Origin of the sequence: Vibrio plantisponsor (genome assembly GCF_013041605.1) — a bacterium.
Lineage (GTDB): Bacteria > Pseudomonadota > Gammaproteobacteria > Enterobacterales > Vibrionaceae > Vibrio > Vibrio plantisponsor.
Genome location: NZ_JABEQC010000005.1, coordinates 142,049 through 164,806, shown reverse-complemented (window position 1 = coordinate 164,806; position 22,758 = coordinate 142,049). Strand labels below are relative to the sequence as shown.

Annotated in this window: 25 protein-coding genes and 1 tRNA gene; 19 read left to right on the top strand and 7 right to left on the bottom strand. The window is 43.5% G+C overall.

Annotation, left to right across the window (positions count from 1 at the left end):
* The first annotated feature begins 205 nt into the window (after positions 1–205).
* Together HKI82_RS09020 and HKI82_RS09015 are read left to right on the top strand one after the other, a co-directional pair.
* Complete coding sequence (locus tag HKI82_RS09020) at positions 206–469, top strand: hypothetical protein (protein WP_171137810.1); 264 nt, start codon at positions 206–208, stop codon at positions 467–469.
* Between the two features lie 44 nt (positions 470–513).
* Entirely contained in the window at positions 514–1,032 is a 519-nt protein-coding gene (locus HKI82_RS09015; RefSeq protein WP_171137809.1) for a DUF3800 domain-containing protein, read from the top strand.
* A 271-nt stretch (positions 1,033–1,303) separates the two neighbouring features.
* Here the strand turns inward: HKI82_RS09015 and HKI82_RS09010 are convergent, their stop codons facing one another.
* From HKI82_RS09010 to HKI82_RS08995, 4 genes are all read right to left on the bottom strand, one after another.
* Positions 1,304–1,936, bottom strand: a complete 633-nt coding sequence (locus HKI82_RS09010; protein WP_171137808.1) for a hypothetical protein — start codon at positions 1,934–1,936, stop codon at positions 1,304–1,306.
* Between the two features lie 55 nt (positions 1,937–1,991).
* Positions 1,992–2,741: a hypothetical protein gene (locus tag HKI82_RS09005; RefSeq protein ID WP_171137807.1), complete on the bottom strand. Its 750-nt coding sequence runs from the start codon at positions 2,739–2,741 to the stop codon at positions 1,992–1,994.
* Positions 2,735–4,048: a tyrosine-type recombinase/integrase gene (locus HKI82_RS09000; protein ID WP_171137806.1), complete on the bottom strand. Its 1,314-nt coding sequence runs from the start codon at positions 4,046–4,048 to the stop codon at positions 2,735–2,737. The genes HKI82_RS09005 and HKI82_RS09000 overlap by 7 nt, the downstream gene beginning before the upstream one ends.
* 84 nt (positions 4,049–4,132) lie before the next feature.
* Positions 4,133–4,223 (bottom strand) — tRNA-Ser (locus HKI82_RS08995).
* 532 nt (positions 4,224–4,755) lie between these two features.
* On the opposite strand from HKI82_RS08995, the gene HKI82_RS08990 reads away from it, so the two are divergent.
* Positions 4,756–5,679: an STM4504/CBY_0614 family protein gene (locus tag HKI82_RS08990; RefSeq protein WP_171137805.1), complete on the top strand. Its 924-nt coding sequence runs from the start codon at positions 4,756–4,758 to the stop codon at positions 5,677–5,679.
* Positions 5,680–5,720: 41 nt separating this feature from the next.
* On the opposite strand, the gene HKI82_RS08985 is transcribed toward HKI82_RS08990, so the two are convergent.
* Positions 5,721–6,281, bottom strand: coding sequence for a glycoside hydrolase family 108 protein (locus HKI82_RS08985; protein ID WP_171137804.1), 561 nt, complete (start codon positions 6,279–6,281; stop codon positions 5,721–5,723).
* A gap of 639 nt (positions 6,282–6,920) precedes the next feature.
* Between HKI82_RS08985 and HKI82_RS08980 the strand changes: the two genes are divergently transcribed.
* Both HKI82_RS08980 and HKI82_RS08975 read left to right on the top strand, forming a co-directional pair.
* Positions 6,921–7,967, top strand: a complete 1,047-nt coding sequence (locus HKI82_RS08980) for a tyrosine-type recombinase/integrase (protein ID WP_020432452.1) — start codon at positions 6,921–6,923, stop codon at positions 7,965–7,967.
* On the top strand, positions 7,964–8,215 hold the full coding sequence (locus tag HKI82_RS08975) for a co-chaperone GroES (RefSeq protein ID WP_171137803.1): 252 nt from the start codon (positions 7,964–7,966) through the stop codon (positions 8,213–8,215). Before HKI82_RS08980 ends, HKI82_RS08975 begins: the two co-directional genes overlap by 4 nt.
* A gap of 19 nt (positions 8,216–8,234) precedes the next feature.
* On the opposite strand, the gene HKI82_RS08970 is transcribed toward HKI82_RS08975, so the two are convergent.
* Positions 8,235–8,387: a hypothetical protein gene (locus tag HKI82_RS08970; protein ID WP_171137802.1), complete on the bottom strand. Its 153-nt coding sequence runs from the start codon at positions 8,385–8,387 to the stop codon at positions 8,235–8,237.
* 328 nt (positions 8,388–8,715) lie between these two features.
* Here HKI82_RS08970 and HKI82_RS08965 point away from each other — a divergent pair, with 328 nt between their 5' ends.
* From HKI82_RS08965 to HKI82_RS08940, 6 genes are all read left to right on the top strand, one after another.
* Positions 8,716–9,408, top strand: a complete 693-nt coding sequence (locus tag HKI82_RS08965; RefSeq protein WP_171137801.1) for a hypothetical protein — start codon at positions 8,716–8,718, stop codon at positions 9,406–9,408.
* Positions 9,408–10,373 (top strand): hypothetical protein, encoded by a 966-nt coding sequence (locus tag HKI82_RS08960; RefSeq protein ID WP_171137800.1) that lies wholly within the window; start codon positions 9,408–9,410, stop codon positions 10,371–10,373. The genes HKI82_RS08965 and HKI82_RS08960 overlap by 1 nt, the downstream gene beginning before the upstream one ends.
* On the top strand, positions 10,366–11,964 hold the full coding sequence (locus HKI82_RS08955) for a hypothetical protein (RefSeq protein WP_171137799.1): 1,599 nt from the start codon (positions 10,366–10,368) through the stop codon (positions 11,962–11,964). The genes HKI82_RS08960 and HKI82_RS08955 overlap by 8 nt, the downstream gene beginning before the upstream one ends.
* Positions 11,961–13,337: a hypothetical protein gene (locus HKI82_RS08950; protein WP_171137798.1), complete on the top strand. Its 1,377-nt coding sequence runs from the start codon at positions 11,961–11,963 to the stop codon at positions 13,335–13,337. The genes HKI82_RS08955 and HKI82_RS08950 overlap by 4 nt, the downstream gene beginning before the upstream one ends.
* A 5-nt stretch (positions 13,338–13,342) precedes the next feature.
* A complete protein-coding gene (locus HKI82_RS08945; protein ID WP_171137797.1) occupies positions 13,343–14,431 on the top strand; it encodes a hypothetical protein in 1,089 nt (362 codons plus the stop codon).
* 93 nt (positions 14,432–14,524) lie between these two features.
* Positions 14,525–14,719 carry a hypothetical protein gene (locus HKI82_RS08940; RefSeq protein WP_171137796.1) on the top strand — a complete coding sequence of 65 codons (195 nt, stop codon included), beginning with the start codon at positions 14,525–14,527 and terminating at the stop codon, positions 14,717–14,719.
* 30 nt (positions 14,720–14,749) lie between these two features.
* Here the strand turns inward: HKI82_RS08940 and HKI82_RS08935 are convergent, their stop codons facing one another.
* The gene (locus HKI82_RS08935; RefSeq protein WP_171137795.1) at positions 14,750–16,096 is read right to left on the bottom strand and encodes an SNIPE associated domain-containing protein; all 1,347 of its coding nucleotides are present in this window, start codon (positions 16,094–16,096) and stop codon (positions 14,750–14,752) included.
* Between the two features lie 211 nt (positions 16,097–16,307).
* Here HKI82_RS08935 and HKI82_RS08930 point away from each other — a divergent pair, with 211 nt between their 5' ends.
* The 8 genes from HKI82_RS08930 (at position 16,308) to HKI82_RS20505 (ending at position 22,758) form a co-directional block, all read left to right on the top strand.
* Positions 16,308–18,881: a hypothetical protein gene (locus HKI82_RS08930; protein WP_171137794.1), complete on the top strand. Its 2,574-nt coding sequence runs from the start codon at positions 16,308–16,310 to the stop codon at positions 18,879–18,881.
* 72 nt (positions 18,882–18,953) lie between these two features.
* A complete protein-coding gene (locus HKI82_RS08925) occupies positions 18,954–19,538 on the top strand; it encodes an ABC transporter ATPase (protein WP_171137793.1) in 585 nt (194 codons plus the stop codon).
* Between the two features lie 53 nt (positions 19,539–19,591).
* Entirely contained in the window at positions 19,592–20,188 is a 597-nt protein-coding gene (locus HKI82_RS08920; RefSeq protein WP_020432434.1) for a 3TM-type holin, read from the top strand.
* Positions 20,178–20,483 (top strand): chromosome partitioning protein ParA, encoded by a 306-nt coding sequence (locus HKI82_RS08915; protein ID WP_171137792.1) that lies wholly within the window; start codon positions 20,178–20,180, stop codon positions 20,481–20,483. Before HKI82_RS08920 ends, HKI82_RS08915 begins: the two co-directional genes overlap by 11 nt.
* A 2-nt stretch (positions 20,484–20,485) precedes the next feature.
* Positions 20,486–21,091: a hypothetical protein gene (locus tag HKI82_RS08910; protein ID WP_171137791.1), complete on the top strand. Its 606-nt coding sequence runs from the start codon at positions 20,486–20,488 to the stop codon at positions 21,089–21,091.
* Positions 21,084–21,581 carry a hypothetical protein gene (locus HKI82_RS08905; protein WP_171137790.1) on the top strand — a complete coding sequence of 166 codons (498 nt, stop codon included), beginning with the start codon at positions 21,084–21,086 and terminating at the stop codon, positions 21,579–21,581. Before HKI82_RS08910 ends, HKI82_RS08905 begins: the two co-directional genes overlap by 8 nt.
* Positions 21,582–21,590: 9 nt before the next feature.
* Entirely contained in the window at positions 21,591–22,130 is a 540-nt protein-coding gene (locus HKI82_RS08900) for a hypothetical protein (RefSeq protein ID WP_171137789.1), read from the top strand.
* On the top strand, positions 22,123–22,758 hold the full coding sequence (locus tag HKI82_RS20505) for a phage baseplate assembly protein V (RefSeq protein WP_240956684.1): 636 nt from the start codon (positions 22,123–22,125) through the stop codon (positions 22,756–22,758). The genes HKI82_RS08900 and HKI82_RS20505 overlap by 8 nt, the downstream gene beginning before the upstream one ends.

The following is a 22,758-nucleotide window of genomic DNA, read 5'->3' as shown; positions in this document are numbered from 1 at the left end:
GGTGCATATCCTGTCTGCGCATTATCCCTTTGTTAAGTTATCCACAATTAATTCAACAAAATACAATAAAAAGAACATTTTTTACATTTAACTGTGTATAACTAACATGTTATCCAAGGTAAAGCATCAAAATACACACAAGCCTGTTTACGTGAATATAAGCCAGTAGTATCATAAGTAAAGAACTCGTTTAAAGGGACTTATAATGCAAACAACCCAAAAGACTTTTTTCCTATTTGTTGATGATAGTGGTTCCTCATGCCCAGATAAGAGTCAAGTAACAAGAAGAGATGGTTTGGATGCGTTTGCATTAGGCGGTTTTCTCATTGCCGAAGACGATATTGAACATGTGAAGGAACTACACAAGAAATTCATGATTAGTCAGAATTTAGAATGCCCCAATGGTACTTTTAAACACCATTTACACTCTACAAAAATCCGATGTAAAAAAACCACTTCGAATGGTTAAAGTGTGATGAAAAAGCTAAAGAATTTTACAGCGCCTTGGAGAATATGATTACCGGTCTTCCCATTTTTGCACATGCCTGCGTAGTTGACCGACCTGGTTACCATGAGCGTTACTCAGATGTATACGAAGATAAGTGGCAGCTTTGTAGAAGCGCCTATCAAATATTAATAGAGAGAGCAGTGAAATTTGTACGCTCAATAGGAGGAACCAAGTTAATTGTCCATGTTGAAAAAACCGGACGTAAAGAAGACAAGAAGATCCAAGACTATCACGATGTACTACGAACTCAAGGTATGGAGTTTGATGCTTCGAGAAGCGCTATATATTCTCCAGTGGAGGGAGATGAATTAGCTAGCTTCGTAACGAAAAAAGTCATCTTTCAAACAAAAGAGAGTAGGTTGATGCAACTTGCAGATATTGTCTTATACCCTGTAATAAAGGGGGGATATGACTCAGAATATCCACCATATAACCTTCTAATGGACAATAAGCTCATCGTTGATGCTCATGTTGAAAATGTAAGCACGATGGGAGTTAAATACTATTGCTTTCCGAGGCCATAAAAAGACAAAAAGCCACTCTAAGTGGCTTATGTCCCGCCGTACCAGACGACGCGTGACCCTAATTGGTCTGAAGTAACTATAAGTTAACTAACTAAAAATATCAACATCAAATTAACTGTGTTAGGTTTAGAGCCAACGTCCAAAATAATCTGCGCCATTAATACTGGGCACCAAGTCTAGCGGCTCTTCAGGTTTGTAATTATTCAGCTTTTCTTGTAAGTAAAATTAATCACTGATAAATAACCAAATTTCAGTTACAATCTCTGAAATATCACAAAACCTCACTATCAATCAGCCGTCGAATAACGTCTATATCGTGACTAGACAGTCCGTTAGACGCAGAATGAACCTTGTGGCTAACAAATGGTGATGATAGCCCTAACTGACAAGTATCAAGCACAATATTAATCAACGCATCATCACTAACTGAAAAGCTGATATCCAACTCCTTGAATCCGTCACGTCCCTTAAACGGAACAAAAAATTCGGGATGTAGGTGATGTGGCTGAAAGCCGTTATTCAAGAAAAGTTGTCCCATCTGATCCGTTTCACCAAAAAGCCTATATCTCCACATTGAGTGAGTTTTCAAACGTGATTCTGTTGAGTCTAAAAGTTGAACCATCTGACTTACTGCACTTGGTATAAACTGGATATCAGTAAATTTCCCCGCATGGTACGCATCTACAGCCTCTGATTGGGACTTATCATCGTTCGGGTAGAGAATACCGGAAATACTCGTATAGATTATCGGATGTTGTTCGATTGCCATATCCACAAAATATCGTCCGTCATGCTCAGTCACTGGATTTACAATTTTCCAGCCACATTGCTCTCTGTGCGTAACTAAATGGTCAAACTTTGGTTTGTATGCATGACTGACCGTGATCGTCTTTATTTTCCGCATAATGTCATTCCTTTTAGGGAGGGGCGCAATGTTATGCGCCCATGTTGGAGAACATTTAATGATTTAGTAACGGAAGTATCCGTTGCGAAAAAGTGACAAGTTTTCTTCGGTTCCGGACGGTAGAATGCTCTGGCAAATCATCATTGACACACAAAGCCGGATATTGATGATGCATGAGTTGTGATGCGCAGCATCGTACTTCTATATCAACCGTTCGATTTTGGCTTGTGCAAAGCAAAGAGAGCATTGATGCCGATGAATCATAGCTCCGAAATTGATACTTATCGCTATAAAGCATTACTGCAACATGCGCCGCTTCTTGATTAGTAACTGGTATCCGTGTCTGACGATGATTAGGCAATGGGATCGCCTGAACTCGAAGTCCGTCCGAAAATTGCACGCACAACGAAGATGCGAGCATCACATCGTCGGACATATATGAACGACGGATTTCTCTAGCAAACTTTAGATATAACGAGTAAGGCAAGCTCATCCCCGTTTTTTCATCAATAGGGTTATCTTTAAGAAACTGTGAAAACGAGTAATAATCTATCGCTAATGCTTCTTTTAGACGTTGAATCCCACCAATTTTATTGATCACAGCCTTCGCTGGTGTACCTGCAAAATCACTGATATCAAGATAAGGCACTTGACGGAGAGTACTAATGACGTGACGGAGTACGACTATGTCATGTCTATCAATCCCCAAATAGAACAGAGGCGAAAAGTCATACTCAGGATAATCATAGTACTGGTCGATAGTGTAAATAATCCCTTTAAGGTCATTTAGCGTGATATCTAGCATGACAAACCTCCAATTTGAACTTTGGAAACGATTTGAAATTGCTTCTCTAGCTGTGACTTCTTACCGTATCGACCGAAGGTCATATGTGGATTAACATGACCAACAATTTCCGCAACACGGTGTTCTGGTTCATCTAACTGTTTTAACTCATCAATAAACGTGTGACGCAGGCTGTATGCTGTGGGACGTTGCTTAGCTTTCATCCCTAATCGAGTTTGTAGCTTTCCAAATTGTGTTCGGTACAGTTTCGACCAATCGTTATCCGCTCCTTGAGGAGAGTAATGAAACAAAGGTTGGTTAGTAGCTGATGTTCTAGAACGAACAAAATCTAGGAAACCACGTTCGATCAGATACGGATGGATAGGGACATAGCGAACTGCATGCTGATTTTTAAGATGCTGATGTGGATAGTAATCTGCTATAGAAATATGCGGAATAGCTTCATCGCAATGCACATCATTTGTATAGAGTTGACAAGGTTCCTGAGTTCGAAAGCCACAGAATAGCTGCAAGTAAGAGATCCATTGAAAATCTTCTGATTGGCGCTTGAAATCTTCACTAAGGAAAAAATGGTGAAGTTCAGAAATGCTCCAGCGCTCGCGTTGTTCACTAGCGTGCTTCGTATTTTTAAAACTTGGCTTTAGTGATTGAGCTGGGTTTACAAGAATAAATTCTTTAATCGTGCACCATGATAGAAACTGCTTAGTTGAAGCAAAATAGTCTTTATTGGTTTTAGCTGATCGACCTTCGGAACGCAGGTGATCGATATAACTCAGCATATCGCCTGTTGTTGGCTCAGAAAGCTCTTCTCTATCAAGATAATCGAGGAAATGGCTCACTCGCTGCTGAAGTTGATGAGTCGTTAAAGCGACAACACCTTCTGTAGATTTTGATTGAATAAATTGAGCAAGCCAGCGGCGGAAATGATATGACGGAGAGACGGTTTGCAGGTAAGTACGTTCATCTTGCAGATCAATGTGTCTAGGAAGTTGAATGTCATCTTGAACAGCAGGAAGTGAAGCGTAGTAGCGATTTTGATCTTCTTCACGATAATTGCTACGTAGCGTTTCAACAACAGCATCGATAGAAGTTGAGCAAGTGTAGAAATCCATATCTGAATCTTTAAGCAAATCGATGAACAGGCTCTTTAAGTGAGCGCTCATCTCAAGATTTCTGATAATGGCAAGCTTACGCTCTTTTGTTAAAAGAGAGATGCGCTTTTCAGTGGGATAACCCTTTTTCTGGAGTGCCGAAGGGTAGTTTACGCGAGTATAGTAGACGCTAGAAGTATGCTTGAACAGGTACATATGTGTCACCTTTGTGTATCAGGGACTTTTGTACCGTAGAAAAGAAAAAAGCTGTTGAAAAATCAACAGCTTAGTTCATAAAAGTGGCGGAGAGATAGGGATTTGAACCCTAGGTACGCTATTAACGTACGCCGGTTTTCAAGACCGGTGCTTTCAACCACTCAGCCATCTCTCCGTTGTTGAAGCGCATATTAACGACCTCTTGGAATCTTGTAAAGCCCTTAATTAACTGTTTGCTCTAATAATGTACGTTTTAGTGATATTTTTTTATTCTCGGCATTTTTAACAGATTGAATGTTATGAATAAGTTGAACATTTATTGGGAAAATGAGGAAGAAATCATCGAGAGGGAGTTGGCTTTAACTTTTACGCGATAAAGTTTTATTAGCGTCAACGAAAAAGCCCGTAGCTTATTCAGCTACGGGCTCTAGGTGTATGGTCGGACTGAGAGGATTTGAACCTCCGACCCCCGACACCCCATGACGGTTGTTTTTATTGTTAACTGTATGATTTTTATAAAATAAGTATTGTGTTGGCATGTTTTTTTAGTGCATTTTGGTGCAAGTTCATTCTTTTAAATCAATAAGTTATGGATGAGTTTTGGAACTGCCTCTATGTAACAATTGATATATTGGTCATATGCGCACAGGTGTATTTGAGGTATAAATAGTTAATAAGTGATTAATAACAAGTCATTGGAGAGTTGTGTGGGGATTTTTGAACTTTATTCATCTCGAAACAAACCAAAGTACCCTGAGCTTTATCAGTATACTAAAGCAAGTGATAAATTGAGAAAGCAGTTAGTCCATATAGTAGCTGAGGCTATTGGGATGAATACAGGAAGTCAATGGAGTGGTTATACTGAGTCAGAGAAACTTTATTCTCACATGTTTAATATAATGGCGAAAGAGTATGGAGAGTTTACTCTGTACGGCCATAAAACAGGCACTTTTAAATGGCTTGAACGACACATTCAGGACGCCAGAACGCCGGAGCTTTTTCTCGATATCCTTGAGCTCACTTGTAAATGCATCGATACATGGGTAAGGGACGATTGGCATTCATTTCGAAATTCGGATGGCGTAAGCCAAAGTCCAGACGATGCCTTAGAAGAAATCAATGAGAGAATGAAGCGAGATGGGTTTGGTTTCGAGTATACAAACGGCCAATTAATTCGCGTTGATTCTCAATATGTACATTCAGAGGTTGTTAAACCTGCGCTTCTTATACTGGAAAACTACAAAGGAGCAAGAGACGAATTCTTATCTGCTCATGAACACTATCGGCACAATAGATATGAAGAGTGTTTAGTTGATTGTAATAAAGCTTTTGAAAGCGTTATGAAATCGATTTATACCAAGAGAGGCTGGGAGTTTCAGAAAACGGCGACTGCAAAAAATTTGATTAGAATTGGGCTTGACCAGGAACTAATCCCAAGTTATCTACAAGAACAATTTAATAATTTTGCTGGATTATTAGGTAGTGGTATTCCGACCATTAGGAATAAAGAAGCAGGGCATGGGCAGGGAGAACACTTAAGAGATGTTCCTGAGCAGTTAGTCAAGTATACACTGCATTTAACAGCCACTAATATTGTGTTTCTAGGTGATTGTGATAGCGCGCTAAGCTAGAAAAGTTGAGGCCCTTAATGGGCCTCAACTTTCATCTAAGATTAAATACCAACCCGATTTCTCATCCATCCATAAACGAAGCTTTCGTTGTTTTCCCTGGCTTGAGTGATATCCAAATAACGGCCGCCTTGGCTGCAGTTGAGCGATTTCCACAATACCACTTCACCCTCTTGGCCACGTTTGCTTAAGAACGCCTTCAGAGCAGTGATTGTTGCTGGACCAACTTGGCCATCGATGACCAAATCTTTGTAATAAGACTGCTTGTTGTTGAATACATTTAACCAACGCTGCAGGAATACAGCTGCGGTGTTCTGACCCATGTTAATTCCGGTATCAATAACCTCTTCACCAACAATTGCACTAACTGCGTGTATGTCGTCAAAGTTAACCCGTTGCACGTATTCGTTTAGATAGAGTGAATAGGCTATCTCCGGCGTCAAGTTAGCCATTGAGTCTTTGTAGCCTAAGCGACGAGCCGTAGCTTCTGTTATGCCGTAAGTAGTATCTCCGCCCAGGTCATCAACGTGGTTTGATCTGAATCCTTCCTTTTTCATAGCTTCAAGGATGATTTCATTAATAGTTCTTGGTTTAGGTATACACATAGCGTTCTCCTTTGGTTGCCATGTGCATTCTTATCTTGTTGGAAAACCCTTAAGAGGGCGTTCTTTAAGGTGTCGATACACTAACGTACGTTCTCTTACCCCATATAAAGAACGCCCATCATAAAAAGGCGCTTCGACTTCCTAATTGTTCTGTCCCCCGCACCCCCTTAGAGAATATGGGCGCGCAGACAGGGCTCTGGACATGAAAAATAAGATGGCGGCTTGAGTCTGCTCTGTCAATTCCGATGTCACGCATACTTAGTCAAAACCTGTGAATATATGGAGTATCTTTCTCAATGCCACATTTCTACTGGTTTTGTAATAAATTTACGCCCATGCATTAGTCTATTTTTCCCATGCATTCGCTTTGTTTTTCCATGTATTGGCAAATTGATCAATTTTGCGCTGCTCTTCTTTCTTTTCTTTCTTTATTTAATAAAAAGAGAGAGATAGATAACTAGGAAAAGAGAAATGCGCGCAAATAGGTCCCCATAGATAATTTTTATTGTTCATTTTTTATCCCATATGTTTTTTTAAGCTCCATATGTTTTTCCATGGATTATTTAAAGCCCTCCAAATTGCTGAAAGCCTTGTAAATACTAGCTTCAGTTAGTTCTCACTTAGCGAGCCCACAAGTCCATGGATTTTTCTGCCCCTGCCAAAGAAATGAAAGCTTCATCAACCCAATCGGATCTAATTGATCAATTTCTTACCTGGAAGCAGGAGAATGAGAATTGCAGTGCTAGGACAGTGAGGAAATATCGAGGGTTGCTTAACCAACTGGGGAAGTTTCTGGACGGAAACTTTGCTAACGCTGAGCTTAAAATTTTGGAGCAGTTCTCTGGCGGCTGGTTGCATCGAGCTGGTTATTCAGCAGCATCGAGAAAAGTTGCTGTTGCTGCTATTCGAGGGTTTTATTCTTTTCTTGCTAAACGCCGTATGGTTTCTAAAAACCCGGCTCAAGATTTGGTTTACCCCCGAATGGGACGCAGGCTTCCAAGGTTCATGGGGCTTAAAAGTGCCGAGGCATTATTGTTTCAGCCTGACTTATCGTCATTATCTGGTGTTCGAGATAGTGCTATGTTGGCATTACTCATTGGTTGTGGCTTTCGGGTTGCTGGTTTGTGTGGGTTGAATGAATCACAGTTAATCTGGTATCAGTATGGTGAAGTTGAGCGTTTGGCCATAAGAACATTAGAGAAAGGTGAACGTGAGCGTTTAGTGCCGGTACCACTTGAAGCCATGCTTTTAGTCCAAGCATATCTTGGCCACCAAGACTTAAGAAATGTTGACCGCTTACTCGAGAACGGTGATCAAGTATTGTTTGTTAATTTGCGTAATCGCCACGTTCCTGAATGGGAACATCGAGGCGAGTTGCGTCGTTTATCTACTCGAGCAGTCGATAGAATGATAAAACGATACGCTATTGATGCCGGAGTTCCTGAAGACCAGGCACATGCTCATGCTATTCGCCACCTGTTTGGTACCGAGCTGGCCGAGTCCGATTCCTCTACACTGCAAATCCAAGCGCTAATGGGACATGCTGACCCAAAGACCTCAGAAATTTACACTCATATCTCGATGCGTAAGATGACTAATGTTCTCGATAAAGGAAACCCATTAAGTAAGATGGACACTCCAGTTACGGCATTATTGAACGAATTCAAGAAAGGTAAATTGGTATGAAGCTAAGACCATTGCACGATTGGGTAGTCATTGAGCGTGATAAGCCGGTTGAAGGTTTACTTTGGATTCCGGACATCCCTGTGAACAGAGGTACCGTTACAGCTACAGGGCCAAAAGTTAAAGAGGTTAGTGTTGGCCATCAGGTCCAATTCAATCCTTATTCAGGATTAGAAGTAGCATGTAATGGCCAAACCTGGTTGTTTATTAACGAAGCAGAGATATCGTTCATTAATTGTGGGGGAGTTTAATTACTCCCCGTTAGTTATATCAGCTTGGTTCCACTCCTGAACCGTTGCAATGCTGACATTGAATAGGGTCATAAGGACAACCTTCTTCTTCCCACTCTTGTTGTGTACGTCCAGTCGCTTTACCTACTCCAGACCCACCACATACGTGGCAAACTTCATTTTCTTCATCCATCTGTCTTTCCTTGAAATTGTTGATAGCTTTGCTTAGTTAGTACCAATTCAATCTTAGAATATTTGAGAGCTCTACACAGACTTCCTTACTGCACTTTAACGTCTTAGAACTTATATAACCCGTCTTTAACTTATTTTCTAAACTCAGGTATACTGGATGTTGTCGGACGATTGCGGGAGCCTTGAGAACTCACCTTCGAAACGACCAAACTCTGAAACGTGATATGTATCACTAGCTGCACATACTAACAGAATGCGCAGTTCATCAGCTTACTGTGGTGACCGAGCCTTTGTGTTTACTGGATACAGTTTTCATAAAGGACTAGGTAATGTGCAGTTCAATTCAAAAATATCTAGATGTACTTAAGGATCATCAGGTCACTACTCATGGGGTGGGGGCTCGGCATAAAGATTTACCCCTGCCAATAGAGGGGGGTAGGTACCTAGATAACTACACCAAATTAGAACTTTCATTAAGTGACCGTGAATTAGAAAAAGCATTTAGCTGCTTACCTCTTCCAAGCCATTGGGCTGAAATCCAGAACCATATCGGAGCATTAAAGTTTTTAGAGTTGTGGCGAGGTTTAGAAGAACTCCGGACTGGTCATCGGTTACGCATTCAAATTGGTAAGTTGAAGGACAAACACCTGCAGATGACCACTGATGAGTTTGAGCTTTGGCTTGATGCTCAGCGTTTATCTAAGCCTTGGTTTGAAGTCTACTATTCGACATCTCCGGAACAATACCGCTTTATATGGAAAACTCTTTACGACGTTGCTTTCTACCCGGGAAGACGAACGCTGCGAGTTTACGTCCCTCTTTTTAATACCTGGAATACGCATTTAAAACACATCCTAATGTTCAGCCTTCTTAATGCAGGCGTTCCCAAGTACAAAGTTTCACAACACCTTTTATTTTGGACTGGCCAAACCGCGTCGCAATCACGCATCAACTTAGCTTCAAAGATGATTACTGATTTGGATCCCTCCAATCACAATCAAAAATCAGGCGAAATGGTGTGATGAACGAGCATAAACAGCCAAAGTCCATGATTACATTCAAGTGCGCCTCTTGTGATTACACATTTAAGAGCGAAGCATCACGCATTGAAGAAGAACCAAGCCGAGCGCATCCATATCGATATTTCGCTATTTGCGACAGCTGTCAGCGCGAAGTACAGCAAGTTCCTTGGGAGGTCGGCCAGTTCTGTGCAGTACTGGCAGCGACAGGACCAAGAACAACGGAAGGCAAAGCCAAATCATCAGCAAATTTGCAGGAAGTGAGTAACAGGGGAGTCAGTCGATTCAACGCACTTAAGCACGGCGCCAACGCAAAAACAGCCTTGTTTTTCCCTGCTCGACCTGGCAAATACCCGCAGTGTAAAACCTGCGATGTTGACCATGCCTATTGCGCGACTCAGCCTGCTTGTATTAAACGAACTGAACTGATGATGCAGCACCTAATCGCCTTTCAGTCCAATGACCCAACAAAACTCACTGAGCTGCATGCTATCAACCAGGCGAACTTGGCCGCGATATTTCAGGACATGATGCAAACCATCGTGTCTGATGGTGTAGCTTTGCGTAATCCCGTTTATGACTTCGATAAAGAAGGCGGTTTCCATATAGGACAGTACAAAAATGCTCATGGCGTGACGGAAACCATTGAGGAAGTGAAAGCACACCCATTGCTCAAGCCAATGCTTGAGATGTTAAGCAAAAACAACATGTCGATGGCTGACCTCAACATGACTCCTAAAGTCCAAATTGACCACGGTATCGAGATGGGCAAAACGCTAGAACATGAAGATGAACGTGAATCCGCACTTGAGTATCAACGCAAGATGTCAGAACAGATGGACGGATTACGCGACATGATCTCCCGTTCTAAGCAACGAGTGAGAAGTGACGACATTTTGCTGGAACACAATCAGGAATATTCTGCAGAAGACGCTGATGTCATTGATGGCGAGGTAAATAATGGCTGAACGCGTTACAGCGAAAGAGCGGGTTGAAATCCAGAGTAGGGCTGAAACTGAGATTCTGCGATATGCCGGAAACCACGGCATGTGGCACAAACATGTTCATAACGTAGAGCTTGACCCTGTCCAGTTGCTCAAAATGGAAGAAATGGATACGCACCAAAATACGGTTGATTACAGTTGCCGACGTACTGGTAAAACTGCCGTCAAAGAAATGTACTTTTTGGAGTACAACGCTATCAATGGCGATCAGGAGGGCGGTATTGTTGCGCCTCGTGAAGCCCAGTCATTGGTGAATCTTAGTTATCATTTGGATGCAATTCGCCGCTCTGACATTTTAAACGGATACATCGCGTATAAATCGGGGCGTAAGCAGCTGGCAGACACCTACTACGAATTCGCTAACCGTTCAAAAGCGCGAGCTTACGGCATCATGGCCAACGTCGATGGTGGTGACTTAACCTGGGCATCATTAGAAGAAGTTGATGATATGGATTCTGATCGTCTTTACGGTCGATTCCTATTGATGATGGGCTCCAATCGCCGCTTAGGTGCCAGTAAAACAGCCATCAACAAACCACAAATCCGCATCACTGGAGTATTCAAAGGCGCTGATACTCTCAGCGGGTTGATAGATTCTGGCGAATATAGCTGCCTGCCAACGGTTGATTGCTACCTTGGTATTGAGCTCGGGATTCTGAATGAAGAATTCATCATGTCGATGCGTAAGCAGCTGCCGGAAGATGAATACATTCGTCAGCTGCTGTGCATTAACGTTGCCGCTAAAAACCTGATTTGGGAAAAGTACATTCGTTATGCCATTCAGGTTGGCGTTCGCATTGGTTTGGAACCAGTAGAGCCGGAACCTTACACCGTTTACAAAAAACGTGGCGTACTGTCTTTTGGTTATGACCATACAGGCCACGGTGAAAACCTAGCTTCCTCTCGTTCTTCGCTGATTGTCGAAGAACAAATCGGTAATTTTTCGGTCGTTATCTTCGCTAAAACTTGGCACCCGGGAACGGATGAAAGCGTTATTCGTAAAGATTTGGTCGGATTCTGGCGTTACTTTCGCCCTGATTACGCCATCGGTGACGCCTTTGGTATCGGGCTTATCACGCAGGTTAACGATGATCTATTTGCTGAAGGCTTAACGCAAATCGACCGCAAAAGTATTGGTGGCGGTGAGAGCACGGCAACCACATGGCCAGAATGGGCGTTTTCCCCTTTGCGTTTTGAAGGCATGGCTAAACACCAAATGGCTCAGTCATTACGTAGCGCATACCACAACCGTCAAATGGTGCTTCCTTACGTTGATGATCGGGATACTGACCCAGCATTAGAAGATTACGTCAGCCTGCCAAGGCAGCTCAAAAACATCAAACCATCACCTGTGAAAGCGGGCAGTTACAGCAGTTATCAGATGGTGAAGAAAGCTCTAGGTGATGACTTATTTGACGCGCACATGGCTTCACATTGGGCACTCGTTACTCAAGGCGCTGCGCCAGTACCAAGCATCATCACTATTCACCATAAAACACGCGAACAACTTCTAGGCGCCCCAAGCGCATTCGATCAGCTAAGGAATTTACGATGAGCAAGTTCTCCCAAATTTGGGCCATCTTGAGAAATAGACCTCTTCCTTCCGCGCCTAATACATCAGGTAACCATCATGGAGAGGCAACAACAGAGAAAGGTCATATTGCTGATCCGGAACGTTCGGTGCAGTACCTCTATGACCAAATGCAAATTGACCCTCAATTAAGAGCTGCCATCGTAACTATTCGATATATGGATAAGGTTGATCCAAGGGTGAAGAAAATCCACCGTCGTATAGCTCGTGATGCCACTAAAGGCGGTTTGAAATTGCATTGGATTGGTAAAGAAAGCCCACGAATTAACAAACTATGGCAGCAGTTTGTTTTACGTCTGCAGATAAACAACCGCATGAAGCTAATGAGTGATGCCGCTGGTTTGGCCAAAGAGGGCAACCTTCCTCTGCAATGGATCGTCAATGAATTGCGTCAGGTAACAGGCTCACTGCGTATGCCTACAGAGACCATTATTCCTATCGTTGACCAAACAGGGCGTTTTAAAGATACCAAGAAAGCGTTTCGTCAGGTTCACCCAGTGACTATGCAAGAGCTGTGTACCTTTCCATTGTGGCAGTTGACGGTTAGCCGTTTAGACCCTGATAACTTCGATGATATGGGTTGTATGGGGCGCCCATATATGGACGCTTCCCGCGGTATTTGGCAGAAATTGAATATGACGGAAGAAGACCTCGTTATTCGTCGTCGTACTCGAGCACCGCAGAAGCTAGCTCACTCATTAGATGGCGCTGACCAAAAGGCTCTGGATGAATATCGAGAGCGAGTAGAAGGTGAATCTGGTGAAATTGCTACCGACTTTTACGGTAACAAACTCAGTGTTACCGCGGTTGGTGGTGATGCTAACCTGGAACAAATCGCAGATATCACCTTGCTGATTGATGCTTTCTTCTCTGGTGCTCCAGCGCCAAAAGGTTTGTTTGGTTATGTGGATGACTTAGCTCGTGATGTTCTCGAAGACTTGAAGCGTGATTATTACGAAGAAATAGATTCATTGCAGGACGCATTGGCTTATGCCTATGAAGATGGTTTTAAGCTGCAGTTATTGTTAGCTGGCATTAACCCAGATTCTTATCAGTTCCAGATCCAATTCGCTGAACGTATGACTGACAGCAAAAACCAACGTGCAGATTTGGCTCTTAAATATCAGGCTTTGGGTATGCCGCGTAAACTTGCCTGGGAAGCAGCTGGTGTTGATACTCAACGAGCTGAGGCAATGCGAGAAGAAGAGGCAAACAGCAATGACCCTTATCCAGAGCATAACGAACTGGAAGATGAGGAAGACGGAAAACCGAAAGTTAGCATCACGCCAAACAACCAGCCGAAAGGCGAAAGCGCAACTTCAATCAGTAACGGGTGAATGCAATGGCCGAGAATGAACGTACTCAGGTAAAAGCCACCATTCGTAGAGCGATGCAGGCAGCAGAAAGGGCGACCAATGAACTCGATGCGCAGGCGATGATGGAACTGGCAACTCTGTATCAGTCTGCACTAGTCGAAATTCAATATCTCATTACCAATGCTGCAGATGAACTAGGCATGGTTCGACTTTCCCAGTTACAGGCTCTTACCACTCAGATTGAAGGCATCCTTAATCAGATAAATCTCACTCAATCGAACATGGTTGATGGTTATATCGTTGAAGCGGCCAAGAACGGTGGTAATACGTTTTCAACCACTATCCCTGCAGAGCGAGTTTCGCAGTCTATTGATTCAGCGGCTTTAGCTGTGCGAACTATGAAGCAAAAAGATGGTTTGCAGCTTAGCGATCGTCTCTGGCGTGTTCATCGCAACGCAAAAGAACAGTTAATTCAGGCTGTAGAACGTGCGGTTATTTTGGGCAACTCCGCGGCTGATGCTGCTCAGGAATATCAACGAAGAGCTGAGGCGGTACCTTCTGAGATTTCTCAACAGGCAAACATGGCAAGCAACTCAGCACTCAATAAAAAAATGAAAGATGTCTTGATTGATGATCAAGGCGCACCGTATCACCAAATTAAGCGAGTGATGCGAACTGAAATCAACCGAGCTCATGGCATGGCTTTTCAGAATTCAGCTTTTGAGGATGAGTTTGTTGTTGGTACCAAATTTAAACTTAGCCCTAATCACCCAAGGCGGGATATTTGCGATATGCACGCCAGGGTTAATTTGTATGGCTTGGGAAAAGGTGTTTATCCCAAAGGAAAGAGCCCATGGCCGGCGCATCCAAATACATTGAGTTATGAACAAGTGGTGTTCATCGATGAAATAACAGAAGACGATAGAACTAATACATCAAATCGCATTGATTGGTTAAAAGGGCAGAGCAGAGGCACACAAAAAGCGGTGCTTGGCCATGATAAGAAGGTATCCGCATTACATCGGGATATCCTGTCTCAAAATATGATTGCAACGCCTTGGAAGCATGTAGAACCAGCTTTGAAACGTAACGGTATTGATACTGATAGCCTGTGAATAACTTGCCCCCTGTTTTCCACGTAGATTTCCTTATAATGCTTACGTCAGTCAAAAAGTTAGAGACAATCAGTCAGTTGCTAGGGGATTACAATGAGTGTTGCACCAAATCAAAATCATCAGCTAAACCAAACCACTCAGCTAGTCAGTAAGGTCACTTGTATTTGTGGCCACTGCATTTGTGATAGCGAAGGAATCATCCGTTCTCGATGCGTGAAGCTTCATGAAGGTACAGCATTGTGCCGTTGTAAACGTTGGGTAAAAGTGCCAGTTGTAAAAAAAACCTGAGTTATCAGGCTTTTTTCTTGAAGACGGAAATTAAGCGAACTCCATATCTGGGAATTCGTCCATTTTCTTAGAGTGTGTTTCTTTATGCTCCCGCGTTTTACGAATGGCTTGTGACTCTCGATATTCCTGAGCTTCAGCTGTCTCATAAAATTCTGCTTCAGGATCCACCTTAATTACTTCCTCTCTGATGTCATCAAGAGTAACTGCAAAAAACTCTTTTCTGTTGTTAACAAGATTTAGACGTTGGATATCAAATTTACGGTGCAGCTCATTTTCTAATGCAGGTGCGTTTTCAGAGTAGATCATAGCGTGAACATCGAAAGTAAATGGAACGCTTGCATCACCTAACTCTTTCACTCGGTCCAATGGTTCTAGACGACGCGTCATACCAATTTTGTATACGTTCTCTCCAAATGAGCCTATGTTTGAAATGACATACACATGACCAGCTTTGGTTTGTTCAGCCATAGATTTTGCTCGCTCATTTTTAGCGTGGGCTTCTTCAAGCTCAGCAGCTAATTTTGCTATTTGCTCATTCAACTTATCTAGCTTTTCACCGCTAGCTTTTTGAGCATCAGCCTTGGCTTTATCTAGCATTTTTTGGAACTGTTCTTCTTCTTTTTGAGCTTTCAGCATTTCTTGTTCGAGCTTAGCTTCTTCTCTCATTTGTCGTCTTATTTCAGCCTGCTCTTCTTTTTCAGCTTGTTTTTTCAACTGATATTCATGAGTAGCTCTTAGTTCAAACAGCTTGTATTCAAGGTAGGTCGGTGAAATGTGAATATCATTGGTTTCGTTCAACTTATTAATTGCTTCAAAAGCCTTTTCAATTCGAGCAATCATATTATTTACGTTGTTCCATTTGACGTTTGCTATGGCAGCATCACATTCATTGTTGAAAGCCCGAGCTGTTAACCTTATTCCTCGGTTAATCATTTTTTTACCTTCAGACTTACTGTCACCGACAGTCCAATTGGTATTGCAGTAGATCGCCACTTTGTCTTTAATCATCTGCTTTTGGGTGTCTTTTATTTGCTTGATCTCGTCCTTGAATTTTTCGGAAGTATCAAAATCAAACATAGGTCTGTAAAAACCTTGTTCGATCATATCCAGTTCATCTTCGTATATTGCAAGCTCGGCTGTAAGGTGTTCGTAAAGAGTTCTTTTACTTTTGTAAGATTCGACTAATTCTTTGGTTTCAAGCTGAATTTGTTCTTTTTCTAGGAGTACTGCATCTCTTTCTTTATCAGCGTCGATAACATCTTTAAAGCGAGTTTCAAAAGCCTGATTTTGCTCTTGGAGCTGTTTAGCCTTGCGATATAGTAGAAATAAAGCAATGAGTAGAACGCCAATTATTATAGCTAGCTTAGTTGTTTCCATAGTTCATCCAATTCTAATTTAGTGTCAATGCAATAATACACATATGGGTTTAATGGACAAATTTAGCACTTCCAAAAATGCGCTATAAACCGACAACTTTATGTTTGTAACCCCTCCAAACGGTTAGATGCCCATTCCAAACTGTCCATAAATGGCGACCGAGCCCCTGAACTTTCAGGGGCTTTTTTCGTTTATAGGCAAAGGAAATCTCATGATTAAGTCTCACCTCACGGCTAGTGTTGTACTGGCGCTTTCATCCTCAGCACCCCAAGGTGTGATTCATCTACTTTCTGACGCTGTAAAGGTGGATACCTCAAATAAACGCAGTGTCGTCACCATTACCCGAACCGGAAAATTTTGTGACCCACGTTACGGTGAGTTTGAACTGACCCAGCAGATGTTCGATTCCATGATCAAAAACTTCAACGCTGGAGTTTATGGCCAAGAAATCAATATCGATATTGCACACAAGCCAGAAGATGGCGCTGGGGCGGTGGTAAGACGTTTATTTACCGACCGTGGACGTTTACGAGCAGAGGTGGAGTGGTACGAACTCGGCATCAATAAAGTCACCAAAGACGGTTTCAAATACTTGTCTGCCGAAATACATCCTAATTATGTCAGCAACGAAGCCGGAGAGAACGGCCAGTATCCAGAATTTGGTCCAACGCTCTTAGGGGCAGGTTTGGTCACCCGACCATGCATTAAGAACCTGGACAAAATCGAACTTAGTGAAGCCAGCCTTCACGAATGCCCAACCTATCTTTCCGAGTCTCTAGCTAATAAATTTTCTGAGGAACGTAAAACCATGTGGACCCAACTAATTGCGCTGTTTGAAAAGCAGCTTAAAGGTTTCAAACTGTCGGCTGAGCAACACACGGCGATGGTTAAACTACTTACTGATTCACTGACAGGTATTAGTGAAGAAACTCAAGCAAAAGCACTCAGTGAACAAATCGAAGGCATTGCCAAGCAGCTGTCTGAATCGGGCAGTTCATCTGTGCCGGTGATCAAGCTTACTGGCGGTACGTTAAGCGAAGATGATGTCGTGCGTATTCTTGGCGAACAAGCCACTAAAACAGCCCAAGCTCAAGCCGAGAAAAAGCAAAAGCTTGATGCAAAAGTCAAAATCTTCACTGAAGCGATCGATAAAGCCGAAGGCCTGAGCGATGAAGTGAAAAAAGAGCTTAAAGAAGCACAAGATCTGATTACGGTCGAAATGTCTGATGAGCAAGTCACCAAACTGGCTGAAAACCAAATTGCTCATGGCAACCAAAAAATGGTTTCTATTCAGCTAAGCGAAATGGGCTTTATGGGCTCACCAACTGGTTCAGTGGTTCAAACTCCAGACCAACAACGCGAAAGCTTACAGCTACAAGAACAAATTCACGCTAACTTACGCAACACCAATACTTATGCGTTAGGTCAGTTACACCTTACTGAAGAGAAAAACCTGCCTACGTTCTGTCGTCAGGTACTTGCAGAGTTTGACCGCCAAAACCACCGCCGTATTCATGCTGAGCGTCTAGTTCTGGCGGGGCAAGGTGGCGCTAATGTTATGTCTGATTCTGAATTGCCAGTATCAGTTCAACGTGAAGTCATTCGTGAAGCTCTCTCTGATCTCAATGTTCTGCAGCTGGTGCAAACACTGACAGATTTCAGTGCGTCAGCAACCACTCAAATTCCATACGAAAGCCGTGATGTTTCCGCCATTATGGGTGATGGCATTGTGTTTGAGCACGGTACCATTCCAAAAGTGAAAAACTCACAGCGCATGGATTTGGCTTACGTATTACCAATGAAAGTCGCGTTTGAAGTCTCGAACGAGCTCATGCATTTTTCCAAGTCCTCAGCCATTAACTGGGATGCTTGGGGCCGTAACGTAGCAACAGCTAGCCGCATCATCAAAGAGATGGTTGCACGTCGCATCGTCAATGCGATGCAACGCGTCGCTGACTCGTACTTAGCTGCAGAGGTGAACGGTGAAGTAATCACTGCTCAGCTGCAAGATTCGTATGAATTCAAAACAGCACAGTTCCCAGTAGTAGCGCCGCATCAGCAATACGATTTGCAAGGCAACACCGTGGGTACAACAGAAAACCCAATGGTGCTCACCATCGATGCAACGCAAATTAAGCCATTTGATGGAACAGGCTCTCAGGCCGCAGGCACTTACTACATCGTTACCTCATACAACCTAGGCAAGTTCGTGTTGGTTGATGAATCTGGCGCGTTGAAGTCTGTAACCGCTGGCGCTGCGTCTATCAGCTATAGCTACGCAACAAACATCGTCAAAGTGGACAGTGATATTCCAGATGGCGTAACGCCAGAGAAGCACTACAACAAACTATTGCAGGCGATTGGCCGTCGTAAAGCCATCATGAAAGACGATCGCTTTATCACTCCTGACTTCCTATTGATGTCACACACCTTGAACGATACCTGTACCAACGCTGAGCAGTTCGTCGCATCGATGAAACGCAATGGTACCGACACCAATGCACAAGGTGATCTGGAAATGGTGAAAGCGCTGCCTGCGTATTCAACTAACGCTCCAGCTACGCATCTGGGCGATGAACGTATCATCATGGGCCAAAAAGGTGCGATGGCTTACTCAGTGGTGAAACCATTCACTCTGAGCGACATGCAAGAAGCGCGTGATGCCAATGGTCAATTGAAAGGTGGTAAGGAAGCTTACGGTGAAGAGTACAACGCAATTCACTGTCCTAAACCAATTCGTAACCGCTTTACCAGCGTACTGTTCTATTCAGCGACAGGTCGATAGAGCGAGCCATTGCCCCGTTACTGTAAATGCAGTTTCGGGGCCTTTTTGCTAACCAATTTAAGGTAATTAATCATGTCAATCATGACTGCGTTTACAAACACTACCAAGCAAGCCGTCAATATCGGTGGTCGTACTATTCATCCTGGTGAAACTCGTGAAGTGGATGCGCGCTTTGTTCCTGCTGCAGCTCAGGTAAATCGTGCAATCGTTATTCTCTACATCAACTTCAGCATTACGCCTAAGTACTTTGGTCAAACAGTCGTGCAGCCAAACACGGCAGCACGCTTACCAATTATCCATTTTGAAAATCCAAACAAAGCGGATGCCGGTGCATTCCAGGATAAGATTTTCGAAGAACTCCTAACGAAGAAGATCGACGAAATTAAGCCTTTCTTTTCCGAGTTGACGGATGAAGAACTGGCGCGTTTATCAGAGCTTGAAGCGGCTGACCAAAAACGTAAGGGACTACTCAGCGGTATTGATGAAGAGTTGTCCACACGAAAAGCTGAGCGAGACTTAACGCCTGAAGCTTTCGCCAAAACGCTAGAAGGTAAGGACGAAAGCGACCTGCAAGTTGAACTGCTCGCAGCGGGTGACAATGAAATGAAGCTCAAAGTTATCCAGGAAGCTTTGTCCAAACTTAAAGAGCAACAGTAAACCCGCCAATCATAGCCCGGACTAGCTTCGGGCTTTTTTCTTAAGGAGTCTCTATGTGGGATAAAGTTAAATCACTCATCGCAGATGCAGCGCCTTTGGTTGGTAGCTTGATTGGTGGTCCAGTAGGGGGCGGTGTTGGTGCCTTGGTGGCGAATGCTCTAGGGGTGGAACACACACCGGAAGCGATTGAAGCTGAAATCCGCCGCAATCCTGACGCGTTACTCAAGATCACGGAAATGGAAAGTGAAGAGCGTATCCGGTTACGTGAATTAACTTACCAGCAAGCTGAACTCGAAAGTACAGAGCGCAAACTTGCGCTAACCGAGCAGCATAAAACCATGCAAGCCGAATTGGCGAGCGACGACGCTTATGTTCGTCGTTGGCGCCCAACATTTGGCTATGCCGTTTGCTTAGCTTGGTCATCATTGTTCTTTGGTATTTGTCTGCTCATGATCATTCACCCTGAATACACAGAGCAAGCCTTTACCGGAGCTGCAAAACTCACGGGCTTATTCAGTGTGGCGTTAACCGTTCTCGGGCTGAACATTCACAAACGTTCGCAAGATAAACAAGTCTCCGCAGGTGTGGTGCCAGCAGGCGTGTTAGGGAGTATCGCCTCGACCATTCGCGGAGGTAGTAATGTCAAATAGCCCTGTATCACAAGGCGAGTTCCACTCTTTCCGTGTTGAAATGCGTGATTACATGAAGCAGCAAACCAACCTAATGAGCCAGATGGTTGAACTACAAACCAAGCACTCAAATTTGGAAAACCAGTTTGGGCGCTTAGATCGCGATTTCGACAAATTGGAAGAACGAGTAAGACCTTTAGAGCAAGGGCAGAGTGGTACCAATGAAAAGACCAAGTACAACCGTGATCTTATCTGGATACTGCTAGGCATTCTCGCCAGCGTCTGTACTTTTATGTTTAAAAATCAGGTGGGTTAACCATGCAGCTAGCCACATTAATTGATCAGTTAAAAAAATCTTTGAGTGATAGTGCCGAACTTATAGAAGGCTTCGAACAGCAGGTTATTGATGTTGCTTTATCTGATTTCAGCCGCTATCGACCGCATACTAAGGTTGCGACCTTTTCTCTCATGACAAACCAAATGCTCTATTTGGCACCGAGTGACATGATTCGAGTTCGAACTGTGTTATATGGCCAAAGCCAAAGGGCGAAGCAACCTTGGGAACAAGGGTACCCTCGTAACTTACCGCGCTTGTCTGTGATTGAAAGTGATGAAAACCAGAAGTGGGTGCAACTTTCTCATTACCCGTCTGAATCAGTAGTGATGAGCTGTGGTCGCGACTTCTCATACACCTACTACGGTAGCCGTAAAATTGTTAACGATGCCATTTCTGTAGATGTTCAAGATGAATCTCTGCTGCTTCTTCGCTGCATTGCTGAAGCGGTGAAATACATTGCGGTTCATCAATTGAATAAAACTGTCTCGGTGCGTAATAGTGTTGGTGGTGAAGCTAAGAACGGAACGCCAGCAGCTATTCATGAGCAGCTGATGACACAGTTTGAGCGGCAGGTGAAAGATGCGTGAGCTAAGTGTTGATTTACAAACGTCGATGTTGGATGAAGCTTTAAGGACCGCACCAGACATAATTAATAAGCGTCTCAAAGCTGGCATTAGTACTGCTGGCTCTTTAGTTTCCAAAACTGTTCGAGAAGAAGCCCCAAAAGGTGAAACGACGCTAACTCATTCCATCAAAAGCCAAATGAAAGGTGAACTGCAACGCATGATCACCAGCTCACTGCGTTACAACGCTTTTGTTGTACAGGGAACCGATGCCCAAGGAATGCCACCTGTCCAATCAGTTCTGGATTGGGTTCGAGTCAAACGCATTCAACCCAAACACCCAAAAGCCGATCAACGAGATTTAGCTTTTATGATTGCTCGCTCTATTGCTAAGAACGGCATCCAAGGCAATGACTTCTACGATCGTGCTGCAGAACAAACTCAAGACCAAGTTGCCGACATTCTCAAGCGTTCGGTGAATGACGGTTTGCGAGCTGCAGGTTTTCAACTCTAGGAGAGCAACATGCCACAACCTATGCCCAATGAAATACTGGAAGGCATTAAAAGTGCTTTCGAAACTCGTTATCCAGCTCGCACTGTAACTCGCAACTGGCAAGATAGAAGCGCATATAAAAACGAAGAGTTAAAGCCTGGCATATTAACGCTGGTTTATTCCGGTGAAAGCCCACTTGGGGATGTGTACAACACCAGAATGAACTTCATGGTGATTGGCCGTATTTACTGTGGAAAAGATGCTGACGGTATCGATGTTGAAGATGCAGAACTCAATTTCTTAAAAGAGTGGCGATTGTTTTGTTCCTCGTCGGCCGCAGGCAATATTTCTATCCAGAAAGTGATGACATCGCAGCAACAAGAAAAACCAGATGGTTGGTTTATCTGTGAATGCGTGGCTGGCCCGTATGACTTCGGTGGTGAGATTGATTGGTTGCCAGAAGGACCAGAAGAAGTACCGGCTGAAATTCATGTTGGGCTTTCGCCGGACATTGGCAATGAAGAGAACTATTTTACATTGTCAGATTTGGAGCCAGAAGAGAATGCATGAGTTTACTCAGTCTCAATTGGTGCGGCGAATATCTCAGATGATCCAAATCGGTACCATCGTGGAAGTTCAGGCTAAACCTCTCCGCTATAAAGTTCAGTTCACTACTGACTTAACTACCAGTTGGATTCCATCAGATGTTGGTCATGCCGGTGCGGTGAAAGATTTTGCGCCTCATCAAGCGGGGGAGCTCGTTCTGGTTGTGAAGGAGTTCAATACTCAGGGCGGTGTTATCGTTGCCAGCCTGAACCAGAACTCAAAAGACCAACCGAAAGATGATCTCAATCTGTTCTATCGGGAGTTTCCCGACGGTACTTGGTTGCAGTATGACATGGGCAGTAAAGTTCTGTCTGGTTCGGTAGTTGGCAAAGTCAATCTCGATGCAGCAACAGAAATTCGCTTAGCCGCTCCCAAGCTTATCTTTGATGGCGACATCGAGCATGACGGTAAACAAACCTCTACTGGTGATATCTCGTCATCCGCTGGAAGTATTTCTGCAGCTATGAATGTTTCAGCTGGACAAAATATTTCAGACAGTGTCCGTTCAATGGCAGAAGACCGAGATATTTACAACAACCATGATCATCAACACGGTGACCCAGTCACGGGTAAAGCCAACCAAAAGCAGTAG